We start from the raw sequence: 19,982 nt of genomic DNA, 5'->3' as shown, positions 1-19,982 counted from the left end.
AGACATGGGTATTCGTAAACACAAGCCAACGACGCCTGGCCGTCGCGGCTCCAGCGTGTCGGACTTCGCCGAGATCACGCGGTCGACACCGGAGAAGTCACTGCTGCGGCCGGTGAACAAGACGGGCGGACGCAACGCGTCCGGCAAGATCACCACCCGCCACAAGGGCGGCGGCCACAAGCGGGCCTACCGGCTGATCGACTTCCGTCGCAACGACAAGGACGGTGTGCCCGCCAAGGTGGCGCACATCGAGTACGACCCGAACCGCACGGCTCGGATCGCGCTCCTGCACTACGCCGACGGCGAGAAGCGCTACATCATCGCGCCGGACAAGCTCAAGCAGGGTGCGACCGTGGAGAGCGGCCCCAGGGCCGACATCAAGCCGGGCAACAACCTGCCGCTGCGCAACATCCCGGTCGGCACCGTGGTGCACGCGATCGAGCTCCGCCCAGGTGGCGGCGCGAAGATCGCCCGCTCCGCTGGCTCCAGAGTGCAGCTGGTCGCCAAGGACGGCCCGAACGCGCAGCTGCGGATGCCGTCCGGTGAGATCCGCAACGTCGACGTGCGCAATCGCGCGACCGTCGGCGAGGTGGGCAACTCCGAGCACTCCAACATCAACTGGGGCAAGGCGGGCCGCAATCGCTGGAAGGGCAAGCGCCCGACCGTCCGCGGTGTCGTCATGAACCCGGTTGACCACCCGCACGGTGGTGGCGAGGGCAGGACCTCTGGTGGCCGTCACCCGGTGAACCCGAACGGTAAGCCGGAAGGCCGCACCCGTCGGAACAAGCCGAGCGACTCCCAGATCGTCCGTCGCCGTCGTACCGGCAAGAAGCGCTGAGCAGGGAGGTAAGACAACATGCCACGCAGCCTGAAGAAGGGCCCGTTCGTGGACGACCACCTGCTCAAGAAGGTGGACGCGCTCAACGAGTCGGGCAAGAAGACGGTCATCAAGACCTGGTCGCGTCGCTCCACGATCATCCCGGACATGCTGGGACACACGATCGCGGTGCACGACGGCCGCAAGCACGTCCCGGTGTTCGTCACCGAGGCGATGGTGGGTCACAAGCTGGGCGAGTTCGCCCCGACCCGCACCTTCAAGGGACATGTCAAGGATGACCGCAAGTCGCGCAGGCGCTGAAGCGGCAGAACCTAGCAAAGGGAAGCAACGATGAACGCCCAAGAGAACGCAACGGCTCCGGCAGAAGAGCTGCCGCAGGCCGTCGCGCGGGCTCGCTTCGTCCGCGACTCGCCGATGAAGGTGCGCCGGGTGATCGAGCTCGTGAAGGGTCGTAGCGTCAGTGACGCCTTGGCCGTGCTCCGGTTCGCGCCGCAGGCGGCGAGCACGCAGCTGGCGAAGGTGATCGAGAGCGCGGCGGCCAACGCGGAGAACAACCTGGACCTCGACCCCGACACGCTGTGGGTCGCCAACGCGACTGCGGACGAGGGGCCGACTCTCAAGCGCATCCGGCCGCGGGCGCAGGGTCGTGCGTACCGGATTCGCAAGCGCACCAGCCACATCACGGTGGTGCTCGAGTCCCGGGAAAAGACACAGCCGAAGACTCCGAAGCGTAAGAAGGCAGGTGGCCGGTAGTGGGCCAGAAGATCAACCCGCACGGCTTCCGGCTGGGCATCACCACGGACTGGAAGTCTCGCTGGTACGCCGACAAGCAGTACTCCGAGTACGTCGGCGAGGACGTCAAGATCCGCAAGCTGCTCTCGACGGGCATGGAGCGGGCTGGCATCTCCAAGGTGGAGATCGAGCGGACCCGTGACCGGGTCCGGGTCGACATCCACACCGCGCGGCCGGGCATCGTCATTGGCCGCAGGGGTGCCGAGGCGGACCGTATCCGTGGTTCGCTCGAGAAGCTCACCGGTAAGCAGGTGCAGCTGAACATCCTCGAGGTGAAGAACTCGGAGGCCGACGCCCAGCTCGTCGCGCAGGGCATCGCCGAGCAGCTGTCCAACCGTGTTGCCTTCCGCCGCGCGATGCGCAAGGCGATCCAGACCAGCATGCGCTCGCCGCAGGTCAAGGGCATCCGGGTGCAGTGCAGTGGCCGTCTCGGTGGCGCCGAGATGTCGCGGTCCGAGCATTACCGCGACGGCAGGGTCCCGCTGCACACGCTGCGTGCCGACATCGACTACGGCTTCTTCGAGGCTCGCACGACGTTCGGCCGTATCGGCGTCAAGGTGTGGATCTACAAGGGCGACCTTGTCGGCGGCCTGAAGGCCAAGGCGGAGCGCGACGCGGCGGCGGCCGCCGATCGTGCGCCAAGGCGGGAGCGTCCCGCGCGTCCGCGCCGGGGAGGTGCTGGCGGCGCCCAGGCTGCGAGTGCGCAGGCCAGTGGCCAGGGCGGTGCGCAGTCTGGCGGCCAGTCCAGCGGCAAGGCGGCAGAAGAGGCTACGCAGGCCGCGTCGACTGCGGCCGCCGCGCCTGAGGCCGAACAGAAGACGGAGGGCTGAGAGATGCTCAACCCGCGCAAGGTCAAGCACCGCAAGCAGCACGCGCCGAAGCGTTCTGGCCGTGCCAAGGGCGGCACCAAGGTCACCTTCGGTGAGTACGGCATCCAGGCGCTTGAGCACAGCTACGTGACCAACCGGCAGATCGAGTCCGCTCGTATCGCCATGACAAGGCACATCAAGCGTGGCGGGAAGATCTGGATCAACATCTTCCCCGACCGTCCGCTGACCAAGAAGCCCGCCGAGACCCGCATGGGTTCCGGTAAGGGTTCGCCGGAGTGGTGGGTCGCCAACGTGAAGCCGGGCCGCGTCATGTTCGAGATGAGCTTCCCGAACGATGCCGTCGCCAAGGAGGCGCTGCGGCGTGCGATCCACAAGCTGCCGATGAAGTGCCGCATCGTCACAAGGGAAGGGAGTGAGTTCTGATGGCAGTTGCCGCATCGGAGCTGCGTGAGCTCACCTCCGAGGAGCTCGTGCTGCGCCTGAAGGAGTCCAAGGAGGAGCTGTTCAACCTCCGGTTCCAGATGGCGACCGGGCAGCTGGAGAACAACCGAAGGCTGCGGACGGTCCGGCAGGACATCGCGCGTATTTACACGGTCATGCGGGAGCGGGAGATCGGTCTTTCCGTTGCCCCTGAAGACGTTGAGACCGGAGAGGAAGCCACCGCATGAGTGAAGAAACTGCGGAGACGACCGAGGAACTGCGTAAGCAGCCGGTACAGAAGGTGGATTCCGGTCGGAACTACCGGAAGGTACGCGAGGGCTACGTCGTCTCGGACAAGATGGACAAGACGGTCGTCGTCAATCTCGAGGACCGGAAGAAGCACGCGCTGTACGGCAAGGTCATGCGCACCACCAAGCGAGTGAAGGCGCACGACGAGGAGAACACCGCGGGCGTCGGTGACCGGGTCATCCTGATGGAGACCCGTCCGCTTTCGGCGACGAAGCGCTGGCGGCTCGTACGAATCGTGGAGAAGGCGAAATGATCCAGCAGGAGTCGCGGCTGCGCGTCGCCGACAACACGGGCGCGAAGGAGATCCTGACGATCCGCGTTCTCGGTGGCTCCGGCAGGCGTTACGCGGGTATCGGCGACGTCGTCGTCGCTACCGTGAAGGACGCCATCCCGGGTGCCAACGTGAAGCGGGGCGATGTGGTGAAGGCCGTCATCGTCCGTACGTCCAAGCAGAAGCGGCGCAAGGATGGGTCTTACATCCGGTTCGACGAGAACGCCGCCGTGCTGATCAAGAACGACAACGAGCCGCGCGGGACCCGTATCTTCGGCCCCGTCGGGCGTGAGCTGCGTGACCGGAAGTTCATGAAGATCATCTCGCTCGCGCCGGAGGTGTTGTGAGCATGAAGGTGAAAAAGGGCGACACGGTCCTCGTGATCTCGGGCAAGGACAAGGGCGCTAAGGGCAAGGTCATCCAGGCCTACCCGCAGCAGGACCGCGTGCTGGTCGAGGGCGTGAACCGGATCAAGAAGCACACCCGGATCAGCCAGACCCAGCGCGGCGCGCAGTCCGGCGGGATCGTCACTCAGGAAGCGTCGATCCACGTGTCCAACGTGATGGTCGTCGACTCCGACGGTCATCCCACCCGGATCGGCTACCGCTTCGACGAGGACGGCAAGAAGGTCCGCGTGGCGCGCAGCAACGGTAAGGACATCTGAGCATGACTACCGCAGAGAAAGTGACGCCGCGGCTGAAGACTCGATACCGCGAGCAGATCAAGGACGAGCTCCAGCAGGAGTTCGAGTACGCCAACGTGCACCAGATCCCGGGCTTGGTGAAGGTCGTCGTCAACATGGGTGTTGGCGACGCGGCCCGCGACAGCAAGCTGCTGCAGGGCGCTCTCGTCGACCTCGCCACCATCACCGGGCAGAAGCCGGCTGTGCGCAAGGCCCGCAAGTCCATCGCGCAGTTCAAGCTGCGTGAGGGCATGCCGATCGGTGCGAAGTCGACGCTGCGCGGCGACCGGATGTGGGAGTTCCTCGACCGGTTGCTGACCATCGCACTGCCGCGTATCCGCGACTTCCGCGGTCTCTCGCCCAAGCAGTTCGACGGCAACGGCAACTACACGTTCGGGCTGAACGAGCAGTCGATGTTCCACGAGATCAACCCGGACCAGATCGACCGGCCTCGTGGCATGGACATCACTGTCGTCACCACAGCAACCACCGACGACGAGGGCCGTGCGCTGCTTCGCAAGCTCGGCTTCCCGTTCAAGGAGAACTGAGCCGATGGCCAAGAAAGCACTGATCGCCAAGGCGGCCCGCAAGCCCAAGTTCAAGGTGCGGGCCTACACCAGGTGCCAGAAGTGCGGTCGCCCGCATTCGGTGTACCGCAAGTTCGGGCTGTGCCGGGTGTGCCTGCGTGAGATGGCGCATGCGGGCGAACTGCCTGGCGTGAACAAGTCCAGCTGGTAATTACTCCACTTCGCCACAGGCCCAGCCGATGGAGCTGGGAACCGGGGCGAGAAAGGTTGACTGGTCACACATGACGATGACCGACCCGATCGCAGACTTCTTGACGCGTCTGCGTAACGCGAACTCGGCGTTCCACGACGAGGTCGTGCTGCCGCATTCCAAACTCAAGGCCAACATCTCCGAGATCCTCAAGCGGGAGGGCTACATCGCCGACTACCGCGTGGAGGACGGCGAGAAGCACAAGAACCTCGTTGTGTCGCTGAAGTTCGGCCCGAACCGGGAGCGCAGCATCGCCGGTCTGCGCCGGGTTTCCAAGCCCGGCCTGCGGGTGTACGCGAAGTCGACCGAGATGCCGAACGTGCTCGGCGGCCTCGGTGTGGCGATCATTTCCACGTCCGCCGGGTTGCAGACCGACCGGCAGGCCAAGCGCAACGGCGTCGGCGGGGAAGTCCTCGCCTACGTGTGGTGAGGGGAGGAGAGGCATGTCCCGTATTGGTAAAGAACCCATCACCATCCCCTCCGGTGTCGATGTGACCATCGACGGCCAGCACGTCACCGTGAAGGGGCCCAAGGGCACCCTGGAGCACACCGTCGTCGAGCCGATCACCGTCGAGCGTGACGAGGATGGCGCGTTGCTGGTCACGCGGCCGGACGACGAGCGCGAGTCGCGTTCGCTGCACGGCCTGACCAGGACGCTGGTGAACAACCTCGTCGTCGGTGTCACCGAGGGATACGAGAAGAAGCTCGAGATCCACGGCGTCGGCTACCGTGTGCAGGCCAAGGGTTCCGACCTGGAGTTCGCACTCGGCTACAGCCACCCGATCAAGATCGAGGCGCCGGAAGGCATCACGTTCGCGGTGGAGAGCCCCACGAAGTTCTCCGTGTCCGGCATTGACAAGCAGCAGGTCGGCCAGACCGCGGCGGTCATCCGCAAGCTGCGTCGTCCCGACCCGTACAAGGGCAAGGGCGTGCGCTACGAGGGTGAGCGGATCCGCCGCAAGGTCGGAAAGACGGGTAAGTGATGAGCGAGACAGGTACTAAGGTCGACCCTGACAAGCAGGTCTCCCGTGCCAAAAGGAAGCCCGTCGGCAAGGACATCTCCACCCGGCGGCGCGTCGCGAGGTCGCGGCGGCACTTCCGGCTCCGCAAGAAGATCAGCGGTACGCCGGAGCGTCCCCGCCTCGTGGTGAACCGGTCGTCGCGCCACATCTCGGTGCAGCTTGTCGACGATATCGCTGGCCACACGCTGGCAGCGGCGTCGAGCATCGAGGCTGACGTGCGCGCTGCCGACGGTGACAAGAAGGCCAAGGCGGCCAAGGTCGGCGAGCTTGTCGCTGGCCGGGCCAAGGCCAAGGGCATTTCGACGGCGGTGTTCGACCGTGGCGGCAACCGCTACCACGGCCGTATCGCGGCCCTTGCTGACGCCGCGCGTGAAGCGGGGTTGGAGCTGTAGATGAACAAGCACGAGAACGGAAGGGAAGCCTGATGCCGGGACGTACACGGCAGGGCGGCGGCCAGGGCGGCCCTGGCGGCGACCGCGAACGCGGTGGCGGCCGGGACCGCAGGGACCGTCGTGATGGTGGCCGTGGCGGGGCGGCCCAGGACAAGACCCCGCACCTCGAGCGTGTCGTAGCGATCAACCGTGTCGCCAAGGTCGTCAAGGGTGGTCGGCGCTTCAGCTTCACCGCGCTTGTCGTCGTCGGTGACGGCGATGGCCAGGTCGGCGTCGGCTACGGCAAGGCCAAGGAAGTGCCTGCCGCGATCGCCAAGGGCGTCGAGGAAGCCAAGAAGAACTTCTTCAAGGTGCCGCGCATCGCTGGCAGCATCCCGCACCCGATCACGGGTGAGGCTGCTGCCGGTGTGGTGCTGCTTCGGCCCGCCAGCCCCGGTACCGGTGTTATCGCCGGTGGCCCGGTGCGTGCGGTGCTTGAGTGCGCCGGTGTGCACGACGTGCTGACGAAGTCGCTCGGCAGCGACAACGCGATCAACATCGTGCACGCGACCGTCGCGGCCCTCAAGGGGCTGCAGCGTCCCGAGGAGGTCGCGGCTCGCCGTGGCCTGCCGCTCGAGGACGTCGCCCCGCCCCGGATGCTGCGGCAGCGTGCTGGGCAGGGGGTCTGACATGGCACAGTGGAAGATCACCCAGGTCAAGAGCAAGATCGGCGCCAAGCGCAATCACCGTGACTCGCTGCGCACCCTCGGGCTGCGCAAGATCAGGCAGTCGGTGGTGCGTGAGGACACGTCAGAGGTCCGTGGGCTCGTCCACGCCGTGCGGCATCTCGTCGATGTCGAGGAGGTCAAGTAATGACCATCAAGATCCACCACTTGCGGCCTGCCCCCGGCGCCAAGAAGGACAAGATCCGCGTCGGTCGCGGTGAGGCCACGAAGGGCAAGACCGCCGGTCGCGGTACGAAGGGCACGAAGGCGCGCAAGCAGGTGCCAGCCGGTTTCGAAGGTGGGCAGATGCCCATCCAGATGCGGCTGCCGAAGCTGCGCGGCTTCAAGAACCGGTTCCGCACCGAGTACCAGCCGGTCAACGTCGGTGACATCGCGCGCGTCTTCGCCGACGGCGGTGACGTCTCCGCCGAGGCGCTGGCTGAGAAGGGCCTTGTCCGCAAGGGCAAGCTCGTCAAGGTGCTCGGCAACGGCGACGTCGGCGGCGTGACGCTGAACGTCACCGCGGATGCGTTCTCGAAGAGCGCGAAGGAGAAGCTCGAAGCGGCCGGTGGCTCCGCCACCACCCGCTGAGCAGCTCAGACGATGAGCCCCTGGTTGTGACCTCCCGCCACAACCGGGGGCTTTCGTCGTCTCATGCGGCGCGTTGGCCCGGAACTTCCGCCCTGGGCTGCTAGGCGAGGACGCCTTGCTGTTAGGCTCGCGAGAGTCTTCGGGGCACCCTGTGGTCCGAAGCGCCGCTGGCTGCCCGTCAGTGACTACCGTTATCCGCCGGCGTGATGCCGGCCAAGCCGATCGTCGGTACACCAATCGACGATGCGACAGGAGGTCCCCCGCGTGCTCAGCGTCATCCGCTCGGCTCTCGCGACGCCAGACCTGCGCAAGAAGATCCTGTTCACCCTTTTCATCGTGGTGGTGTACCGGATCGGTGCCGTGACCCCGGCTCCCGGCGTTTCGTACGAAAACGTACAGGCGTGTGGTGAGCAGATCGGCGATTCTGGCGCGCAGGGGGTCTACAGCCTGCTGAACCTCTTCAGCGGTGGTGCGCTCCTCCAGCTGTCGATCTTCGCGACCGGCATCATGCCGTACATCACCGCGAGCATCATCATTCAGCTGCTCACCGTGGTCATCCCTCGGTTCGAGGAGCTGAAGAAGGAAGGGCAGTCCGGCCAGGGCAAGCTCACCCAGTACACCCGGTACCTCACCATCGCGCTCGCGGTATTGCAGGCAACCGGTGTGGTCGCACTCGCCGCGCGTGGCGGCATGTTCCAGGGCTGCGACCGTGAGGTCATCCCGGATGACGGCATCATCGGCACCAGCCTGATCGTGCTGACCATGGCCGCCGGTACGGCCGTGATGATGTGGATGGGTGAGCTGATCACCGAGCGCGGTATCGGCAATGGCATGTCGATGCTGATCTTCCTGAACATCGCGGCGCGCATCCCGATCGAGGGCAAGCAGATCCTGGATAGCCGCGGTGGCGCGGTGTTCGCCGTGGTCTGTGTATTCGCGCTGGCGATCATCGCGAGCGTCGTGTTCGTCGAGCAGGGCCAGCGCCGAATCCCGGTGCAGTACGCCAAACGCATGGTTGGCCGCAGGATGTACGGCGGGACGTCGACCTACCTGCCGATCAAGGTGAACCAGGCTGGCGTTATTCCGGTCATCTTCGCCTCGTCGCTGCTGTACTTGCCGGACCTCGTTGGCAGGCTTGTCGGCGACCCGACCGACGCGGACTCCTGGTTCCAGCAGTTCCTGCAGACCCACGTGGTGAACCAGTCGAGCCCGATCCACATCGGTGGCTACTTCCTGCTGATCATCTTCTTCACGTACTTCTACATCTCGATCACGTTCAACGTCGACGAACGGGCCGAGGACATGAAGAAGTACGGCGGATTCATCCCCGGTATCCGGCCCGGGCGGCCGACCGCCGAGTACCTGCACTTCGTGCTAGGCAGGATCACCCTGCCGGGCTCGATCTACCTCGGCACGGTCGCTGTGCTTCCGAACTTCTTCCTCTCCGTGACCCAGGAGGGCGCGAACCAGAACTTCCCGTTCGGTGGAACCGCCGTCCTGATCATGGTGGGTGTCGGTCTGGACACTATGAAGCAGATCGAAAGCCAGCTCATGCAGCGCAATTATGAAGGGTTCCTCCGATGACACGTGTTGTTCTTGTTGGCCCACCGGGCGCGGGCAAGGGCACCCAGGCGGGTGTACTCGCTGGCAAGCTCGGCGTGCCGCACATTTCGACGGGGGATCTTTTCCGGGGGCACATCTCGCAGCAGACACCGCTCGGTGCCGAGGTGCAGAGCTACCTCGACTCCGGCAAGCTGGTGCCGGACTCGGTTACCAATGAGATGGTGCGGGAGCGGCTCGCCGAGGACGACGCGGCGAACGGCTTCTTGCTCGACGGTTTCCCCAGGAACACCGCGCAGGCTGACGTGCTTGGCGAGATCCTCGCCGAGCAGGGCACCGAGATCGACGCCGTCATCGAGCTGCGGGTCGACGAGGACGAGCTTGTGCGCAGGCTGCTCGACCGAGGCAGGGCGGACGACACCGAAGACGTCATCCGGCACCGGCAGTCCGTCTACCGCGACGAGACGGCGCCGTTGCTCGACTACTACTCCGACCGGCTCATCGCCGTCGACGGAGTCGGTGAAGTCGACGAGGTCTCCGCACGCGCATTGGATGCGCTGAACTCGCGGTGACGGCCCGGCTGACAGCACTGATGCGGTCATTGCGAGTCGCGTCGTCGATTGAACTTAAGTCGGCGGGTGAGCTGGAAGCGATGCGAGCCGCTGGGCTCGTGGTAGCGAGTACGCTCGCCGCCGTCACCGAGGCCGCCAAGCCGGGCGTCAGCACCGGTGAGCTGGATGCGCTCGCCGAGGCGACGATCCGGGATGCGGGCGCGGTCCCGTCGTTCAAGGGCTACCACGGCTTCCCCGCATCGGTGTGCGCCTCGGTGAATGAGCAGGTTGTGCACGGCATTCCGTCGACGAAGCAAGTGCTTGCCGATGGTGACCTGCTCTCCGTCGACTGCGGCGCGATCTTGGAAGGCTGGCACGGCGACTCCGCCGTGACGATCGCCGTCGGCGACGTCTCGGAGGCCGACCGCAAGCTGTCCGAGGCCACCCGCGAGGCGATGACCGCGGGGATCGACGCCGTTCGGCCTGGCGGCAGGCTCACCGACATCTCGCACGCCGTGGAGACCGCCGCTGACGCGGCTTCCGTGCGCGACGATGTCGAGTACGGCCTGATCACCACGTATGGCGGCCACGGCATCGGCACGTCGATGCATATGGATCCGTTCCTGCCCAACGCGGGCAAGCCAGGCAAGGGGCCACGGCTGCGCCCCGGCATGGCACTGGCCATCGAGCCGATGCTGACCGGCGGCACCGACGACACCATCGAACTCGACGATGGCTGGACCGTCGTTACCGCCGACGGTTCCCGCGCCGCGCACTGGGAGCACACCGTCGCTATCACCGACGACGGCATCTGGATCCTGACTCTCCCGGAGTAGGACACGCGCCCGCCTCGCCCCAGCGCGTGTGGATCTTGATGCTGGTTGGCGACCCGTTTCGCCAAAGTCGCTGAAGATCTCCTGGGTTACGTGGCGTGCCCGCCGATCGCGAGCTGTAGACATTGTGGTCGCTCTGGCTACCTTGGGTTCATGCGGTGGACGCAACACGTGATCTCTGTTGGAGGTTGTTGTGCGTGTTGGTCGTCCTCGTTTGCGTAGTGGGCTGGAGCGGGAGTTCTGGCTGCGGGTCCGGTGGTGTGAGTCGTGGCAGGCGGCGGGTGCGGCGGTTGGCGTGTCGGAGGGGTCGGCGTGGCGGTGGGCGGTGAATCGTGGCGGGGTGAAACCGAGATTGAGCGAGCCGCGGGTGCGGCTGTCGTATCGGGAGCGGTGTCGGATCGAGGATCTGGGTGATGCCGGTTGGACGCAGGCCGCGATCGCGCGGGATCTTGGGCGGAGTCCGAGCACGATCAGTCGGGAGTTGGCCCGGCATCGGCGGTGCCGTGACGGCCGGTATCGCGCGGACCATGCCCAGTCACAGGCCGACGAGGACGCGCGGCGTCCCAAGCGGGCCAAGTTAGTCTCGAACCTGAGGCTGCGGCGAGCGGTACGGGATCGGTTGCGGAACAACCACAGCCCCGAGCAGATCTCGCGGCGGCTACGGGAGGACTTTCCCGATGATCCGGAGATGTGGGTGTCGCACGAGACGATCTATCAGTCGCTCTACGTCCAGTCCCGCGGCGGCCTGAAACGCGAACTGGTCAAGCACCTGCGCACCGGCCGCCGTCTGCGCAAACCCCACCGTGTCGCGGACGAGCGCCGCGGACGCATCCCGGACATGGTCAATATCAGTGAACGCCCCCCGACGGTGGAAGACCGGGCCGTGCCCGGTCACTGGGAATCTCAATGATCTTGTCAAGCCGCTGCGGCGAGCCGGGTCGGGGCGGGTTCGTGGTAGAGGGTGCGGTCACGCAGCATCGCCCAGATCGTGTTGATGCGCCGTCTGGCGAGCGCAATGACGGCCTGTTTGTGAGACTTCCCTTCGGCGCGCTTCCTGTCATAGAACGTCCGGGATGCTGGACTGTTCTTCAGGCTGGAGAGCGCGGCTAGGTAGCAGGTTCGCATCAGGCGCCTGTTGAAACGGTGCGGCCGGTGGTGGTTGCCGCTAATTCGGCCGGAGTCACGTGGCGCCGGTGCGAGGCCGGCGACGCTGGCGAGTCGGTCGACGGTCTCGAAGGCGTTCAGGTCTCCGCCGGTGTTGGCCAGGAACGTCGCAGCTGATACGACGCCGAAGCCGGGCATGCTGAGCAGGATCGGTGCGTCGGGATGCTGTCCGAACCGGTCCTCGATCTCGGCGTCCAGTTCGGCGATGTCGGCGTCGATCGCCATGATCTGTTCGGCCAAGCGCGCAACGAGTCGCGAGCCTGTCGCCTGAGTGGCCAACACCGTGTGCTGGGCATGCGCCGCTTCCACGGCCTTGGCCGCGAACGCCGTGGCGTTGCGTGCGCCGCGCTTCTTCAGCCACGCGGTCAGCCGTGAGGCGCCTATCCGCCGGATCCCGTCCGGCGTCTGATACCCGGCGACGAGGATGAGCGGCGCTTTCTTGGAGTAGTCGAACGCCGCCTCCAGCGCGGGAAAGTAGTCCAGCATCGTGGCCCTCAGCCGGTTGATCGCACGGACACGGTCGAAGGTGAGATCGGTGCGCCTGGCGGTGAGCAGCCGCAGGTCGGTACTGATTCGGTCACCACCGCGTACCGGTTGCAGGTCGGTGCGCATCCTGGCCTGGTCGGCGATGATCCGTGCGTCCTTCGCGTCGGTCTTGCCATCACCTCGGTAGGTCGCTGCCGCGTGGTGGACGATCCGGCCCGGGATGTAGAGCACCTGCTGGCCACGTTCGGCGAGCAACGCGATCAGCAGTGCCGCGCCTCCGGAGTTGAGGTCTGTCGCCCACACCGTGTCGTCGCCGTCGGCGACCTCGTGTACGGCAGCGATCAGCTGCAGCAGCGCCGTCTCGTCATTGACGACACGGCGGGACAGTAATACGCGCCCCGCGTCGTTGATGACCACGCAGTGGTGCGTCCGCTTGCCTGTGTCGATCCCTGCCCACACCGCTGTCATTTGGCTCCTCGCGTCGCTACTACCGAAGGGTTCTCCTTGCGCGGCAGCCACGCCGGCACGTCCTTACCCAACGATCCATCTGCGCGAGTCTCAATGAGCGGTCGAGCCACCAGCAGGGCAGCGGGCGGCCATTCCCAGTAAGCCGTCACCGGCCACAACCGCGGCCGGTTCGACAGGGAGATCTAAGCCATACCCGCTGCCCCCAAGGAGAGCGATCAGGACCCTACGACGGCCCCGACATCACCCACGCCTGAAACGTAAGGAGGGTGACCTGATCCTGGGCTCGGCCGCGTCGAACTCCGCGGTGGGGACTCTGGTCGAACGCAGCACCCGCTTCGTGATGCTGCTGCACCTTCCCGACGGCCACCGCGCCCCCGAAGTCGCCGACGCGATGATCACCAAGATGGCCACACTGCCCGAGCAACTGCGCCGCTCCCTGACCTGGGACCAGGGCCATGAGATGGCCAACCACGCCCACATCGCCGAGGCCACCGGCCTGGACATCTACTTCTGTGACCCGCACTCGCCCTGGCAGCGCGGAACCAACGAGAACACCAACGGCCTGCTCCGCCAATACCTGCCCCAAAGGCAGCGACCTGTCCTTCTACGGACCCGGCATGCTCGACAACATCGCCACCGAACTCAATGGCCGACCCCGCAAAACCCTAGCCTGGCGCACCCCCGCCGAAGCCCTCGACCAACTACTATCCCAATCCGAACCACCCGACGTTGCATCCACCGCCTGAATCCACCTACCACATCGCCTCAAGATCGGCCTCGCGGCGCGTCCCTGTTCCGCCCCGACCGCACCCACCCCGCGTGGCTGATTCCCGACTTTCGGTGCTACAGCGTCGAACTCCCGCACGCCTAGCGTGCTCGAAACCGCCAAAGATTCACCAACCCCTGCGAGGCGGTTTTCGAAGGGAGAGGTCATGAAACGACCACTGGTCAGGTCCCTGTTGGTAGGTGCCGCGATGCTCGGTGGCTCCGTCGTGGTGTCGATGGCGCCCGCGGCCGCCGACACCGCGCAAGCCGAGCAGTCTGACGCCGTCGTGTCGCAGTCGGCCGCGACGACGAAGGGCGAGCAGAGCCGCATCGATTCCTACTGGACCGACGACCGGATGGAAGACGCCGTACCAGCCGAAACCCGGTTCGGTAACCGGCCGAAGAAGGACCACCAGGGCCCGGACGACTGCCGTGGCAACGGCAGGTGGGCCTGCCCCGACGAGGACTCCACTGCTACCCAGGAGGAGCCGCAGCCGGAGCTGGGCAAGGTGTTCTTCACCCTGAGCGGCACCGACTACGTCTGCTCCGGTACCGCCACGAGCAGCAGCAACGGTGACGTGGTGACCACTGCCGGCCACTGCCTGAACGAGGGGCCTGGCGATTTCGCGACCAACTTCGCGTTCGTGCCAGCCTACGAGAACGGCGCCGAGCCGTACGGCAAGTGGACGGCGGCGGAGCTGTTCACGACGGAGCAGTGGGCAACGGCGGGTGACTTCGAGTATGACGCCGGGTTCGCGGTGATGAACGAGAACGCGAGCGGTCAGAGCCTCACCGATGTCGTCGGCTCCTACCCGATCGCGTTCAACCTGAGCCGCGGCCTCGACTACAAGTCGTACGGTTACCCCGCCGCGTCGCCGTTCGACGGCGAGACCCTGTGGTCCTGCACCGGCACCGCGACGGATGACCCGAACGGGTCGAGCACCCAGGGCATTCCGTGTGAGATGACCGGCGGTTCCTCCGGCGGCGGCTGGATCACCGGTGGCCAGCTCAACTCGGTGAACAGCTATAAGTACCGGGGTGACGATTCGACGATGTACGGACCGTACTTCGGCAGCGTCATCGAATCGGTGTACCAGACGGCGTCGGCCGCCTAGGTCGGATCAGGGTCGGCAAGACTGACTCGAACAACTCCCTGGAACGAGCCCACGGTGACCGACCGTGGGCTCGTTCGCTGTGAGCTGACGCGTCGGAGTGAACCCCAGTTTCTTTGCCGAGGTCGCGCCCAGTACACTTGTGGACTGGTGTGCGTATCACGCCATCTCCGCAGCGCTAAAATGGCTCATGGGGGTTCGGCGTGACTCGTCTGCCAGTGGAGGTATGTCCGCTGCTCGTCAGCAGGCCAGCCCCCCACACCCGCAACCAGTGCTTGTGTAACACAGCATGCACTCAGCGCTCAACCAATCACGAAACGCGGAGGACATGGCTAAGAAGGACGGGGCCATCGAGGTCGAAGGCCGCGTGATCGAGCCGCTTCCCAACGCGATGTTTCGCGTCGAGTTGGAGAACGGTCACAAGGTCCTTGCACACATCAGCGGCAAGATGCGGCAGCACTACATCCGGATCCTTCCTGAGGACAGGGTCGTGGTGGAGCTCTCGCCTTATGACCTCTCCCGAGGCCGCATCGTCTACCGCTACAAGTGATCACGGCGAGCCCGTGGTGGCGCCAGCCATCACGGACCGACAACACCGCACGAAGCAGGAGAACGAAGACGTGAAGGTGCAACCGAGCGTCAAGAAGATCTGCGACAAGTGCAGGGTGATCCGCCGGCACGGCCGGATCATGGTGATCTGCGACAACCTGCGGCACAAGCAGCGGCAGGGCTGATCACCGCCTGACAGTCGGCTGATCCGAGACGACAACTACATCACCTCCCCGCACCTGCCTCGGTAGCTACTTACACCGAGGTTCACCCCCGGACTTCAGGCTGGGGCCGGGACACCACGGGCGAAAGCACGTGGCCGACGGCGAGTCGGTCCCGGAACGGACGGGGAGCACACCTGAAGTAACGACGACAACAAGGAGCAGACGCGCCCATGGCACGACTCGCAGGCGTCGACCTCCCCCGCGAAAAGCGGCTGGAGATCGCGCTGACCTATATCTACGGCATTGGCCGTACCCGCGCGCAGGGCATCGTCGCGGCGACGGAGATGAACGCGGACGCTCGCGTTCGCGACCTCACCGACGACGACGTGGCACGACTGCGCGACTACATCGAAGAGAACTTCAGGGTCGAGGGTGACCTCCGCCGCGAAGTGAACGCCGACATCCGTCGCAAGATCGAGATCGGATGCTACGAGGGCCTGCGCTGGCGGCGCGGGCTTCCGGTGCGCGGACAGCGCACGAAGACCAACGCGCGCACGCGCAAGGGCCCGAAGAAGACCGTCGCAGGCAAGAAGAAGGCACGGTAACCGTGGGCGTTCAAGGCAGGAAGGTCGTGCGCATGGCTCGCAGCCAGCGGCGCGGCACGTGTGTATCGGCTCGGGCGCTCTACGCGCGTCCGATGGCACTGCGCCAGCTGTACACCGACGCTGGATCCGTCATTCGCAAGAGCCAGCAGGAAGCCGCTGCTGCCGCACACCAAAAGAACTCGCGCTGAAACAGGAGCAACCTCAACGATGCCACCCAAGGCTCGCGCCGGGGCCAAGAAGGTCAGGCGCAAGGAAAAGAAGAATGTCGCGCATGGTCATGCGCACATCAAGAGCACCTTCAACAACACCATCGTCTCCATCACCGACCCGTATGGTGCGGTGATCTCGTGGGCCTCTTCCGGTCACGTCGGCTTCAAGGGCTCCCGTAAGTCCACGCCGTACGCCGCCCAGATGGCCGCCGAGAACGCCGCCCGCAAGGCCGCGGAGCACGGCATGAAGAAGGTAGACGTGTTCGTCAAGGGCCCCGGCTCTGGCAGGGAGACGGCGATCCGTTCGCTGCAGGCGGCCGGCCTCGAAGTCGGCACCATTCAGGACGTGACCCCGCAGCCGCACAACGGCTGCCGCCCGCCGAAGCGGCGCAGGGTCTGACGAGCGGGAACGGAGGAGTAAAACCATGGCACGTTACACCGGACCCGCCACTCGGAAGTCGCGTCGACTGAAGGTCGACCTGATCGGCGGCGACAAGGCCTTCGAGCGTCGTCCCTACCCGCCGGGCCAGCACGGCCGTGGCCGGATCAAGGAGAGCGAGTACCTGCTCCAGCTGCAGGAGAAGCAGAAGGCTCGCTTCACCTACGGCATCCTGGAGCGGCAGTTCCGCCGCTACTACGACGAAGCGGTCAAGCGCCAGGGCAAGACTGGTGAGAACCTGCTGCAGATCCTTGAGACACGGCTGGACAATGTCGTGTACCGCGCTGGCATCGCCCGCACACGGCGGCAGGCGCGGCAGCTGGTCAGTCACGGCCACTTCCTTGTCAACGGCAAGAAGGTCAACATCCCCAGCTACCGGGTCACCAAGTTCGACATCATCGACATCAAGCCGAAGTCGATGAACATGCTGCCGTTCGTGGCGGCCAAGGAGTCCTTCGGCGACCGGCCGATCCCCGGCTGGCTGCAGGTCGTTCCCTCGTCGCTGCGGGTGCTGGTGCACCAGCTGCCCGAGCGTGCGCAGATCGACGTTCCTGTCCAGGAACAGCTGATCGTCGAGCTCTACTCGAAGTAGGGCGCACGGGCCCCGCCCGGCCATATGTCGACATGTGGTCCGGCGGGGCCCACCCCATAAAGAAACCCGGCGTCAAATAGCGGGCGTCGGCAGGAAAGGAAGATTGACAGTGCTGATTTCGCAGCGACCGAGCCTCTCAGAGGAGGCGGTCTCCGAGACGCGCTCCCGGTTCATGCTGGAACCGCTCGAGCCCGGCTTCGGCTACACCCTCGGCAACTCCATCCGCAGGACGCTGCTGTCGTCCATCCCTGGCGCTGCCGTGACCAGCATCCGCATTGACGGCGTGCTGCACGAGTTCACCACGGTTCCCGGGGTCAAGGAGGACGTCACCGACGTCATCCTGAACCTCAAGGAGCTGGTCATCTCGTCCGAGGAGGACGAGCCGGTGACCATGTACCTGCGCAAGCAGGGCCCCGGTGACGTCACCGCGGCCGACATCGTGCCGCCCGCTGGTGTGACGGTGCACAACCCCGACCTGCACATCGCTTCGCTCAACGGCAAGGGCAAGCTCGAGGTCGAGCTGGTTGTCGAGCGCGGTCGTGGCTACGTGCCCGCGGCGCAGAACAAGGAGTCCGGTGCCGAGATCGGTCGCATTCCGGTCGACTCGATCTACTCGCCGGTGCTGAAGGTGACCTACAAGGTCGAGGCGACTCGTGTCGAGCAGCGCACCGACTTCGACAAGCTCATCATCGACGTCGAGACCAAGCCGTCGATCACCCCGCGCGACGCCGTCGCGTCCGCTGGTAAGACGCTGGTCGAGCTGTTCGGGCTTGCCCGCGAGCTCAACGTCGACGCCGAGGGCATCGAGATCGGGCCGTCGCCGCAGGAAGCCGACACCATCGCCGCCTACGCGATGCCGATCGAGGACCTCGACCTCACGGTGCGGTCCTACAACTGCCTCAAGCGCGAGGGCATCCACACCGTCGGTGAACTGGTGTCTCGCAGCGAGGCGGACCTGCTCGACATCCGGAACTTCGGCGCGAAGTCGATCGACGAGGTCAAGATGAAGCTCGTCGGCCTCGGCCTCACCCTCAAGGACAGCCCGCCCGGGTTCGACCCGACCGCTGCCGCCGCCAGCTACGAGGGCGAAGGCTGGTCGGCTGGCCCCACGGTCAACGGGTTGTCGGACAACGGCAGTGACCTCGGCGACGACGGTCAGGATTACGCAGAGACGGAGCAGCTGTAATGCCCACGCCAACCAAGGGCCCACGCCTCGGCGGTTCGCCGACGCACGAGCGGTTGATGCTGGCCAACCTGGCCACGTCGCTCTTCGAGCACGGCAAGATCACCACCACCGAGGCCAAGGCCAAGCGAGTGCGCCCGCTTGCCGAGAAGCTGATCACCAAGGCCAAGCGCGGTGATCTGCACAATCGGCGGCAGATTCAGCGGGTCATCCGCAACAAGGACGTCGTGCACCGGCTGATGGCCGAGATCGGCCCGTTCTACTCCGACCGCAACGGCGGCTACCTGCGCATCACCAGGACGCTGCCGCGCAAGGGCGACAACGCGCCGATGGCCGTCATCGAGCTCGTGTCGGAGAAGACGGTCACCGCGGAGGCCGAGGCCGCGCGCAAGACGAAGTTCGCCAAGGACCAGCCTGCCGAGGCGCCGAAGTCGGTCGAGACGCAGGAGGCCGAGGCCCCCGCCAGCGCCGACGAGGCTGCGGATTCCGCCGAGGCCACCGAGGCGCCGTTCGGTGAGGGCAGCCATGCCCCACTGGAGGACGGTTCGCAGCCAGAGGGCTTCCCGATCAAGGGCAACGCCAGCTCGAAGCTGTACCACGTGCCCGGCAGCTCGCACTACGAGCGCACCACGGCCGAGGTCTGGTTCGCCAGCGAGGAGGCAGCGGAGGCCGCGGGCTTCCAGCTGCCGCCGTCGCAGCGCGAGGCCAAGGACGAGGAGTCCTCTTCGGAGGACGAGTCCTGAGGCCTGAACAGCCATCGAACGAGCCCGCCACTCCCACCAGGGAGGGCGGGCTCGTTCGTCTGCGCGTTGACGTTTCCTACGACGGCATCGACTTCTCCGGCTGGGCGAAACAGCCCGACCGCAGGACCGTCCAGGGCGTGCTTGAGGAGGCGTTCGCGCGGCAGCCGCCCGGTGTGGAGGTACCGCACTCGATCGTCGTCGCTGGCCGCACCGACGCCGGGGTGCACGCGACCGGGCAGGTCATCCACATCGACGTCGTCCCATATGCCGACGGCGCGTACACCCGGCTGCCGGTGGACGACCATGGCGTCCCCGAGCTGGACCGGATGCGGCATCGCTGGAACCGTTACCTGCCGCCCGACATCCGGGTGCTGCGCGCCCGCGTCGCACCGGCGGGATTCGACGCGCGGTTCTCCGCCGTGCGCAGGCATTACGTGTACCAGGTTTCCGACGCGCCGTGGGGCGTCGATCCACTGCGCCGCAACGACACCCTGGCCTGGGGGCGTGCTCTCGACGTCGAGCGGATGAACGCCGCCTCAGCGGCGCTGGTCGGCCTCAACGATTTCAAGGCGTACTGCAAGCAGCGCGAGGGCGCCACCACTATCCGCGAGCTGCAACGGCTGCGCTGGGAGCGCGTCGAGCCGCACCTGGTGCGGGCGCACGTGTCCGCCGACGCGTTCTGCCACTCCATGGTGCGCAGCCTCGTCGGCGAGATCCTGCACGTCGGTGACGGCCGCAGGAACCAGCAGTGGCCAGTGGAGCTGCTGCGCAAGGGTGTCCGGGGCAGCACGGTCGCCCCGGCGCACGGCCTGTGCCTCGTCGGCGTCGACTACCCGCCGGACGAGGAACTGGCCGACCGTGCCGAGCGGACGCGCAAGGTCCGCGACCACACGGAGCTGTCGTAGGCCCGCGGCCCCGCCACGCAGCCGGG

The 19,982-nt window shown here is 66.0% G+C and carries 32 protein-coding genes and 1 pseudogene; 32 read left to right on the top strand and 1 reads right to left on the bottom strand.

Annotated elements, in window-relative coordinates; translation table 11 throughout:
- The first annotated feature begins 4 nt into the window (after positions 1-4).
- From rplB to AMYHA_RS00770, 21 genes are all read left to right on the top strand, one after another.
- Complete coding sequence (gene rplB, locus AMYHA_RS00870; protein WP_034266956.1) at positions 5-838, top strand: 50S ribosomal protein L2; 834 nt, start codon at positions 5-7, stop codon at positions 836-838.
- 18 nt (positions 839-856) lie between these two features.
- On the top strand, positions 857-1,138 hold the full coding sequence (rpsS, locus tag AMYHA_RS00865; protein ID WP_009152380.1) for a 30S ribosomal protein S19: 282 nt from the start codon (positions 857-859) through the stop codon (positions 1,136-1,138).
- Positions 1,139-1,168: 30 nt separating this feature from the next.
- Positions 1,169-1,591 carry a 50S ribosomal protein L22 gene (rplV, locus tag AMYHA_RS00860; RefSeq protein WP_034266953.1) on the top strand — a complete coding sequence of 141 codons (423 nt, stop codon included), beginning with the start codon at positions 1,169-1,171 and terminating at the stop codon, positions 1,589-1,591.
- A complete protein-coding gene (gene rpsC, locus AMYHA_RS00855) occupies positions 1,591-2,460 on the top strand; it encodes a 30S ribosomal protein S3 (protein ID WP_034266950.1) in 870 nt (289 codons plus the stop codon). Before rplV ends, rpsC begins: the two co-directional genes overlap by 1 nt.
- A 3-nt stretch (positions 2,461-2,463) precedes the next feature.
- Complete coding sequence (gene rplP / locus AMYHA_RS00850; RefSeq protein WP_034266947.1) at positions 2,464-2,883, top strand: 50S ribosomal protein L16; 420 nt, start codon at positions 2,464-2,466, stop codon at positions 2,881-2,883.
- Positions 2,883-3,128: a 50S ribosomal protein L29 gene (rpmC, locus tag AMYHA_RS00845; protein WP_034266944.1), complete on the top strand. Its 246-nt coding sequence runs from the start codon at positions 2,883-2,885 to the stop codon at positions 3,126-3,128. Before rplP ends, rpmC begins: the two co-directional genes overlap by 1 nt.
- Complete coding sequence (rpsQ, locus tag AMYHA_RS00840; protein WP_034266941.1) at positions 3,125-3,442, top strand: 30S ribosomal protein S17; 318 nt, start codon at positions 3,125-3,127, stop codon at positions 3,440-3,442. Before rpmC ends, rpsQ begins: the two co-directional genes overlap by 4 nt.
- A complete protein-coding gene (gene rplN, locus AMYHA_RS00835; RefSeq protein ID WP_034266938.1) occupies positions 3,439-3,807 on the top strand; it encodes a 50S ribosomal protein L14 in 369 nt (122 codons plus the stop codon). Before rpsQ ends, rplN begins: the two co-directional genes overlap by 4 nt.
- Positions 3,808-3,809: 2 nt before the next feature.
- Positions 3,810-4,124: a 50S ribosomal protein L24 gene (gene rplX / locus AMYHA_RS00830; RefSeq protein WP_034266936.1), complete on the top strand. Its 315-nt coding sequence runs from the start codon at positions 3,810-3,812 to the stop codon at positions 4,122-4,124.
- 2 nt (positions 4,125-4,126) lie between these two features.
- Positions 4,127-4,690, top strand: a complete 564-nt coding sequence (rplE, locus tag AMYHA_RS00825) for a 50S ribosomal protein L5 (RefSeq protein WP_034266933.1) — start codon at positions 4,127-4,129, stop codon at positions 4,688-4,690.
- A gap of 4 nt (positions 4,691-4,694) precedes the next feature.
- Complete coding sequence (locus AMYHA_RS00820; protein WP_034266930.1) at positions 4,695-4,880, top strand: type Z 30S ribosomal protein S14; 186 nt, start codon at positions 4,695-4,697, stop codon at positions 4,878-4,880.
- A gap of 70 nt (positions 4,881-4,950) precedes the next feature.
- A complete protein-coding gene (gene rpsH, locus AMYHA_RS00815; protein WP_034266927.1) occupies positions 4,951-5,349 on the top strand; it encodes a 30S ribosomal protein S8 in 399 nt (132 codons plus the stop codon).
- Positions 5,350-5,362: 13 nt separating this feature from the next.
- Entirely contained in the window at positions 5,363-5,902 is a 540-nt protein-coding gene (gene rplF / locus AMYHA_RS00810) for a 50S ribosomal protein L6 (protein WP_034266925.1), read from the top strand.
- Positions 5,902-6,333, top strand: coding sequence for a 50S ribosomal protein L18 (gene rplR / locus AMYHA_RS00805; protein ID WP_034266923.1), 432 nt, complete (start codon positions 5,902-5,904; stop codon positions 6,331-6,333). Before rplF ends, rplR begins: the two co-directional genes overlap by 1 nt.
- 32 nt (positions 6,334-6,365) lie before the next feature.
- Positions 6,366-7,001: a 30S ribosomal protein S5 gene (rpsE, locus tag AMYHA_RS00800; protein ID WP_034266921.1), complete on the top strand. Its 636-nt coding sequence runs from the start codon at positions 6,366-6,368 to the stop codon at positions 6,999-7,001.
- 1 nt (position 7,002) lies between these two features.
- A complete protein-coding gene (rpmD, locus tag AMYHA_RS00795) occupies positions 7,003-7,185 on the top strand; it encodes a 50S ribosomal protein L30 (protein ID WP_034266919.1) in 183 nt (60 codons plus the stop codon).
- Positions 7,185-7,628: a 50S ribosomal protein L15 gene (gene rplO, locus AMYHA_RS00790; protein WP_034266917.1), complete on the top strand. Its 444-nt coding sequence runs from the start codon at positions 7,185-7,187 to the stop codon at positions 7,626-7,628. The genes rpmD and rplO overlap by 1 nt, the downstream gene beginning before the upstream one ends.
- A 264-nt stretch (positions 7,629-7,892) precedes the next feature.
- Complete coding sequence (gene secY / locus AMYHA_RS00785) at positions 7,893-9,212, top strand: preprotein translocase subunit SecY (RefSeq protein ID WP_034266915.1); 1,320 nt, start codon at positions 7,893-7,895, stop codon at positions 9,210-9,212.
- The gene (locus AMYHA_RS00780; protein ID WP_034266913.1) at positions 9,209-9,760 is read left to right on the top strand and encodes an adenylate kinase; all 552 of its coding nucleotides are present in this window, start codon (positions 9,209-9,211) and stop codon (positions 9,758-9,760) included. The genes secY and AMYHA_RS00780 overlap by 4 nt, the downstream gene beginning before the upstream one ends.
- A gap of 20 nt (positions 9,761-9,780) precedes the next feature.
- Positions 9,781-10,575: a type I methionyl aminopeptidase gene (map, locus tag AMYHA_RS00775; RefSeq protein ID WP_034275305.1), complete on the top strand. Its 795-nt coding sequence runs from the start codon at positions 9,781-9,783 to the stop codon at positions 10,573-10,575.
- A gap of 337 nt (positions 10,576-10,912) precedes the next feature.
- The gene (locus AMYHA_RS00770; RefSeq protein WP_169732882.1) at positions 10,913-11,482 is read left to right on the top strand and encodes an IS30 family transposase; all 570 of its coding nucleotides are present in this window, start codon (positions 10,913-10,915) and stop codon (positions 11,480-11,482) included.
- A 5-nt stretch (positions 11,483-11,487) separates the two neighbouring features.
- Here AMYHA_RS00770 and AMYHA_RS00765 read toward each other — a convergent pair whose 3' ends face one another.
- Positions 11,488-12,690 carry an IS110 family RNA-guided transposase gene (locus AMYHA_RS00765; RefSeq protein WP_034266911.1) on the bottom strand — a complete coding sequence of 401 codons (1,203 nt, stop codon included), beginning with the start codon at positions 12,688-12,690 and terminating at the stop codon, positions 11,488-11,490.
- Between the two features lie 262 nt (positions 12,691-12,952).
- Here AMYHA_RS00765 and AMYHA_RS26150 point away from each other — a divergent pair.
- From AMYHA_RS26150 to AMYHA_RS00715, 11 genes and pseudogenes are all read left to right on the top strand, one after another.
- A pseudogene (locus tag AMYHA_RS26150) lies at positions 12,953-13,436 on the top strand (IS30 family transposase); the annotation flags it as partial.
- A 186-nt stretch (positions 13,437-13,622) separates the two neighbouring features.
- Positions 13,623-14,570, top strand: a complete 948-nt coding sequence (locus tag AMYHA_RS00755; RefSeq protein WP_034266908.1) for a trypsin-like serine peptidase — start codon at positions 13,623-13,625, stop codon at positions 14,568-14,570.
- Between the two features lie 325 nt (positions 14,571-14,895).
- Positions 14,896-15,117, top strand: coding sequence for a translation initiation factor IF-1 (infA, locus tag AMYHA_RS00750; RefSeq protein WP_005443304.1), 222 nt, complete (start codon positions 14,896-14,898; stop codon positions 15,115-15,117).
- 70 nt (positions 15,118-15,187) lie between these two features.
- On the top strand, positions 15,188-15,301 hold the full coding sequence (rpmJ, locus tag AMYHA_RS00745) for a 50S ribosomal protein L36 (protein WP_034275301.1): 114 nt from the start codon (positions 15,188-15,190) through the stop codon (positions 15,299-15,301).
- A gap of 209 nt (positions 15,302-15,510) precedes the next feature.
- A complete protein-coding gene (rpsM, locus tag AMYHA_RS00740; RefSeq protein ID WP_034266905.1) occupies positions 15,511-15,885 on the top strand; it encodes a 30S ribosomal protein S13 in 375 nt (124 codons plus the stop codon).
- 2 nt (positions 15,886-15,887) lie between these two features.
- Positions 15,888-16,073 carry a hypothetical protein gene (locus AMYHA_RS27715; protein WP_084036663.1) on the top strand — a complete coding sequence of 62 codons (186 nt, stop codon included), beginning with the start codon at positions 15,888-15,890 and terminating at the stop codon, positions 16,071-16,073.
- 19 nt (positions 16,074-16,092) lie between these two features.
- Positions 16,093-16,494 carry a 30S ribosomal protein S11 gene (rpsK, locus tag AMYHA_RS00735; RefSeq protein ID WP_034266904.1) on the top strand — a complete coding sequence of 134 codons (402 nt, stop codon included), beginning with the start codon at positions 16,093-16,095 and terminating at the stop codon, positions 16,492-16,494.
- 25 nt (positions 16,495-16,519) lie between these two features.
- Positions 16,520-17,125, top strand: coding sequence for a 30S ribosomal protein S4 (gene rpsD, locus AMYHA_RS00730; protein ID WP_034266902.1), 606 nt, complete (start codon positions 16,520-16,522; stop codon positions 17,123-17,125).
- Between the two features lie 109 nt (positions 17,126-17,234).
- The gene (locus AMYHA_RS00725) at positions 17,235-18,311 is read left to right on the top strand and encodes a DNA-directed RNA polymerase subunit alpha (protein WP_034266899.1); all 1,077 of its coding nucleotides are present in this window, start codon (positions 17,235-17,237) and stop codon (positions 18,309-18,311) included.
- Positions 18,311-19,051 carry a 50S ribosomal protein L17, sunset domain variant gene (gene rplQ / locus AMYHA_RS00720; protein WP_034266897.1) on the top strand — a complete coding sequence of 247 codons (741 nt, stop codon included), beginning with the start codon at positions 18,311-18,313 and terminating at the stop codon, positions 19,049-19,051. Before AMYHA_RS00725 ends, rplQ begins: the two co-directional genes overlap by 1 nt.
- A 59-nt stretch (positions 19,052-19,110) precedes the next feature.
- A complete protein-coding gene (locus AMYHA_RS00715) occupies positions 19,111-19,956 on the top strand; it encodes a tRNA pseudouridine synthase A (protein ID WP_084036661.1) in 846 nt (281 codons plus the stop codon).
- Positions 19,957-19,982: the final 26 nt, after the last annotated feature.

The sequence above is a fragment of the Haloechinothrix halophila YIM 93223 genome, assembly GCF_000504245.1.
In the GTDB taxonomy this organism is placed as follows: Bacteria; Actinomycetota; Actinomycetes; order Mycobacteriales; family Pseudonocardiaceae; genus Haloechinothrix_A; species Haloechinothrix_A halophila.
The sequence above is the reverse complement of the archived record's forward strand: the minus strand, read 5'-3'. Positions and strand labels throughout refer to the sequence as shown.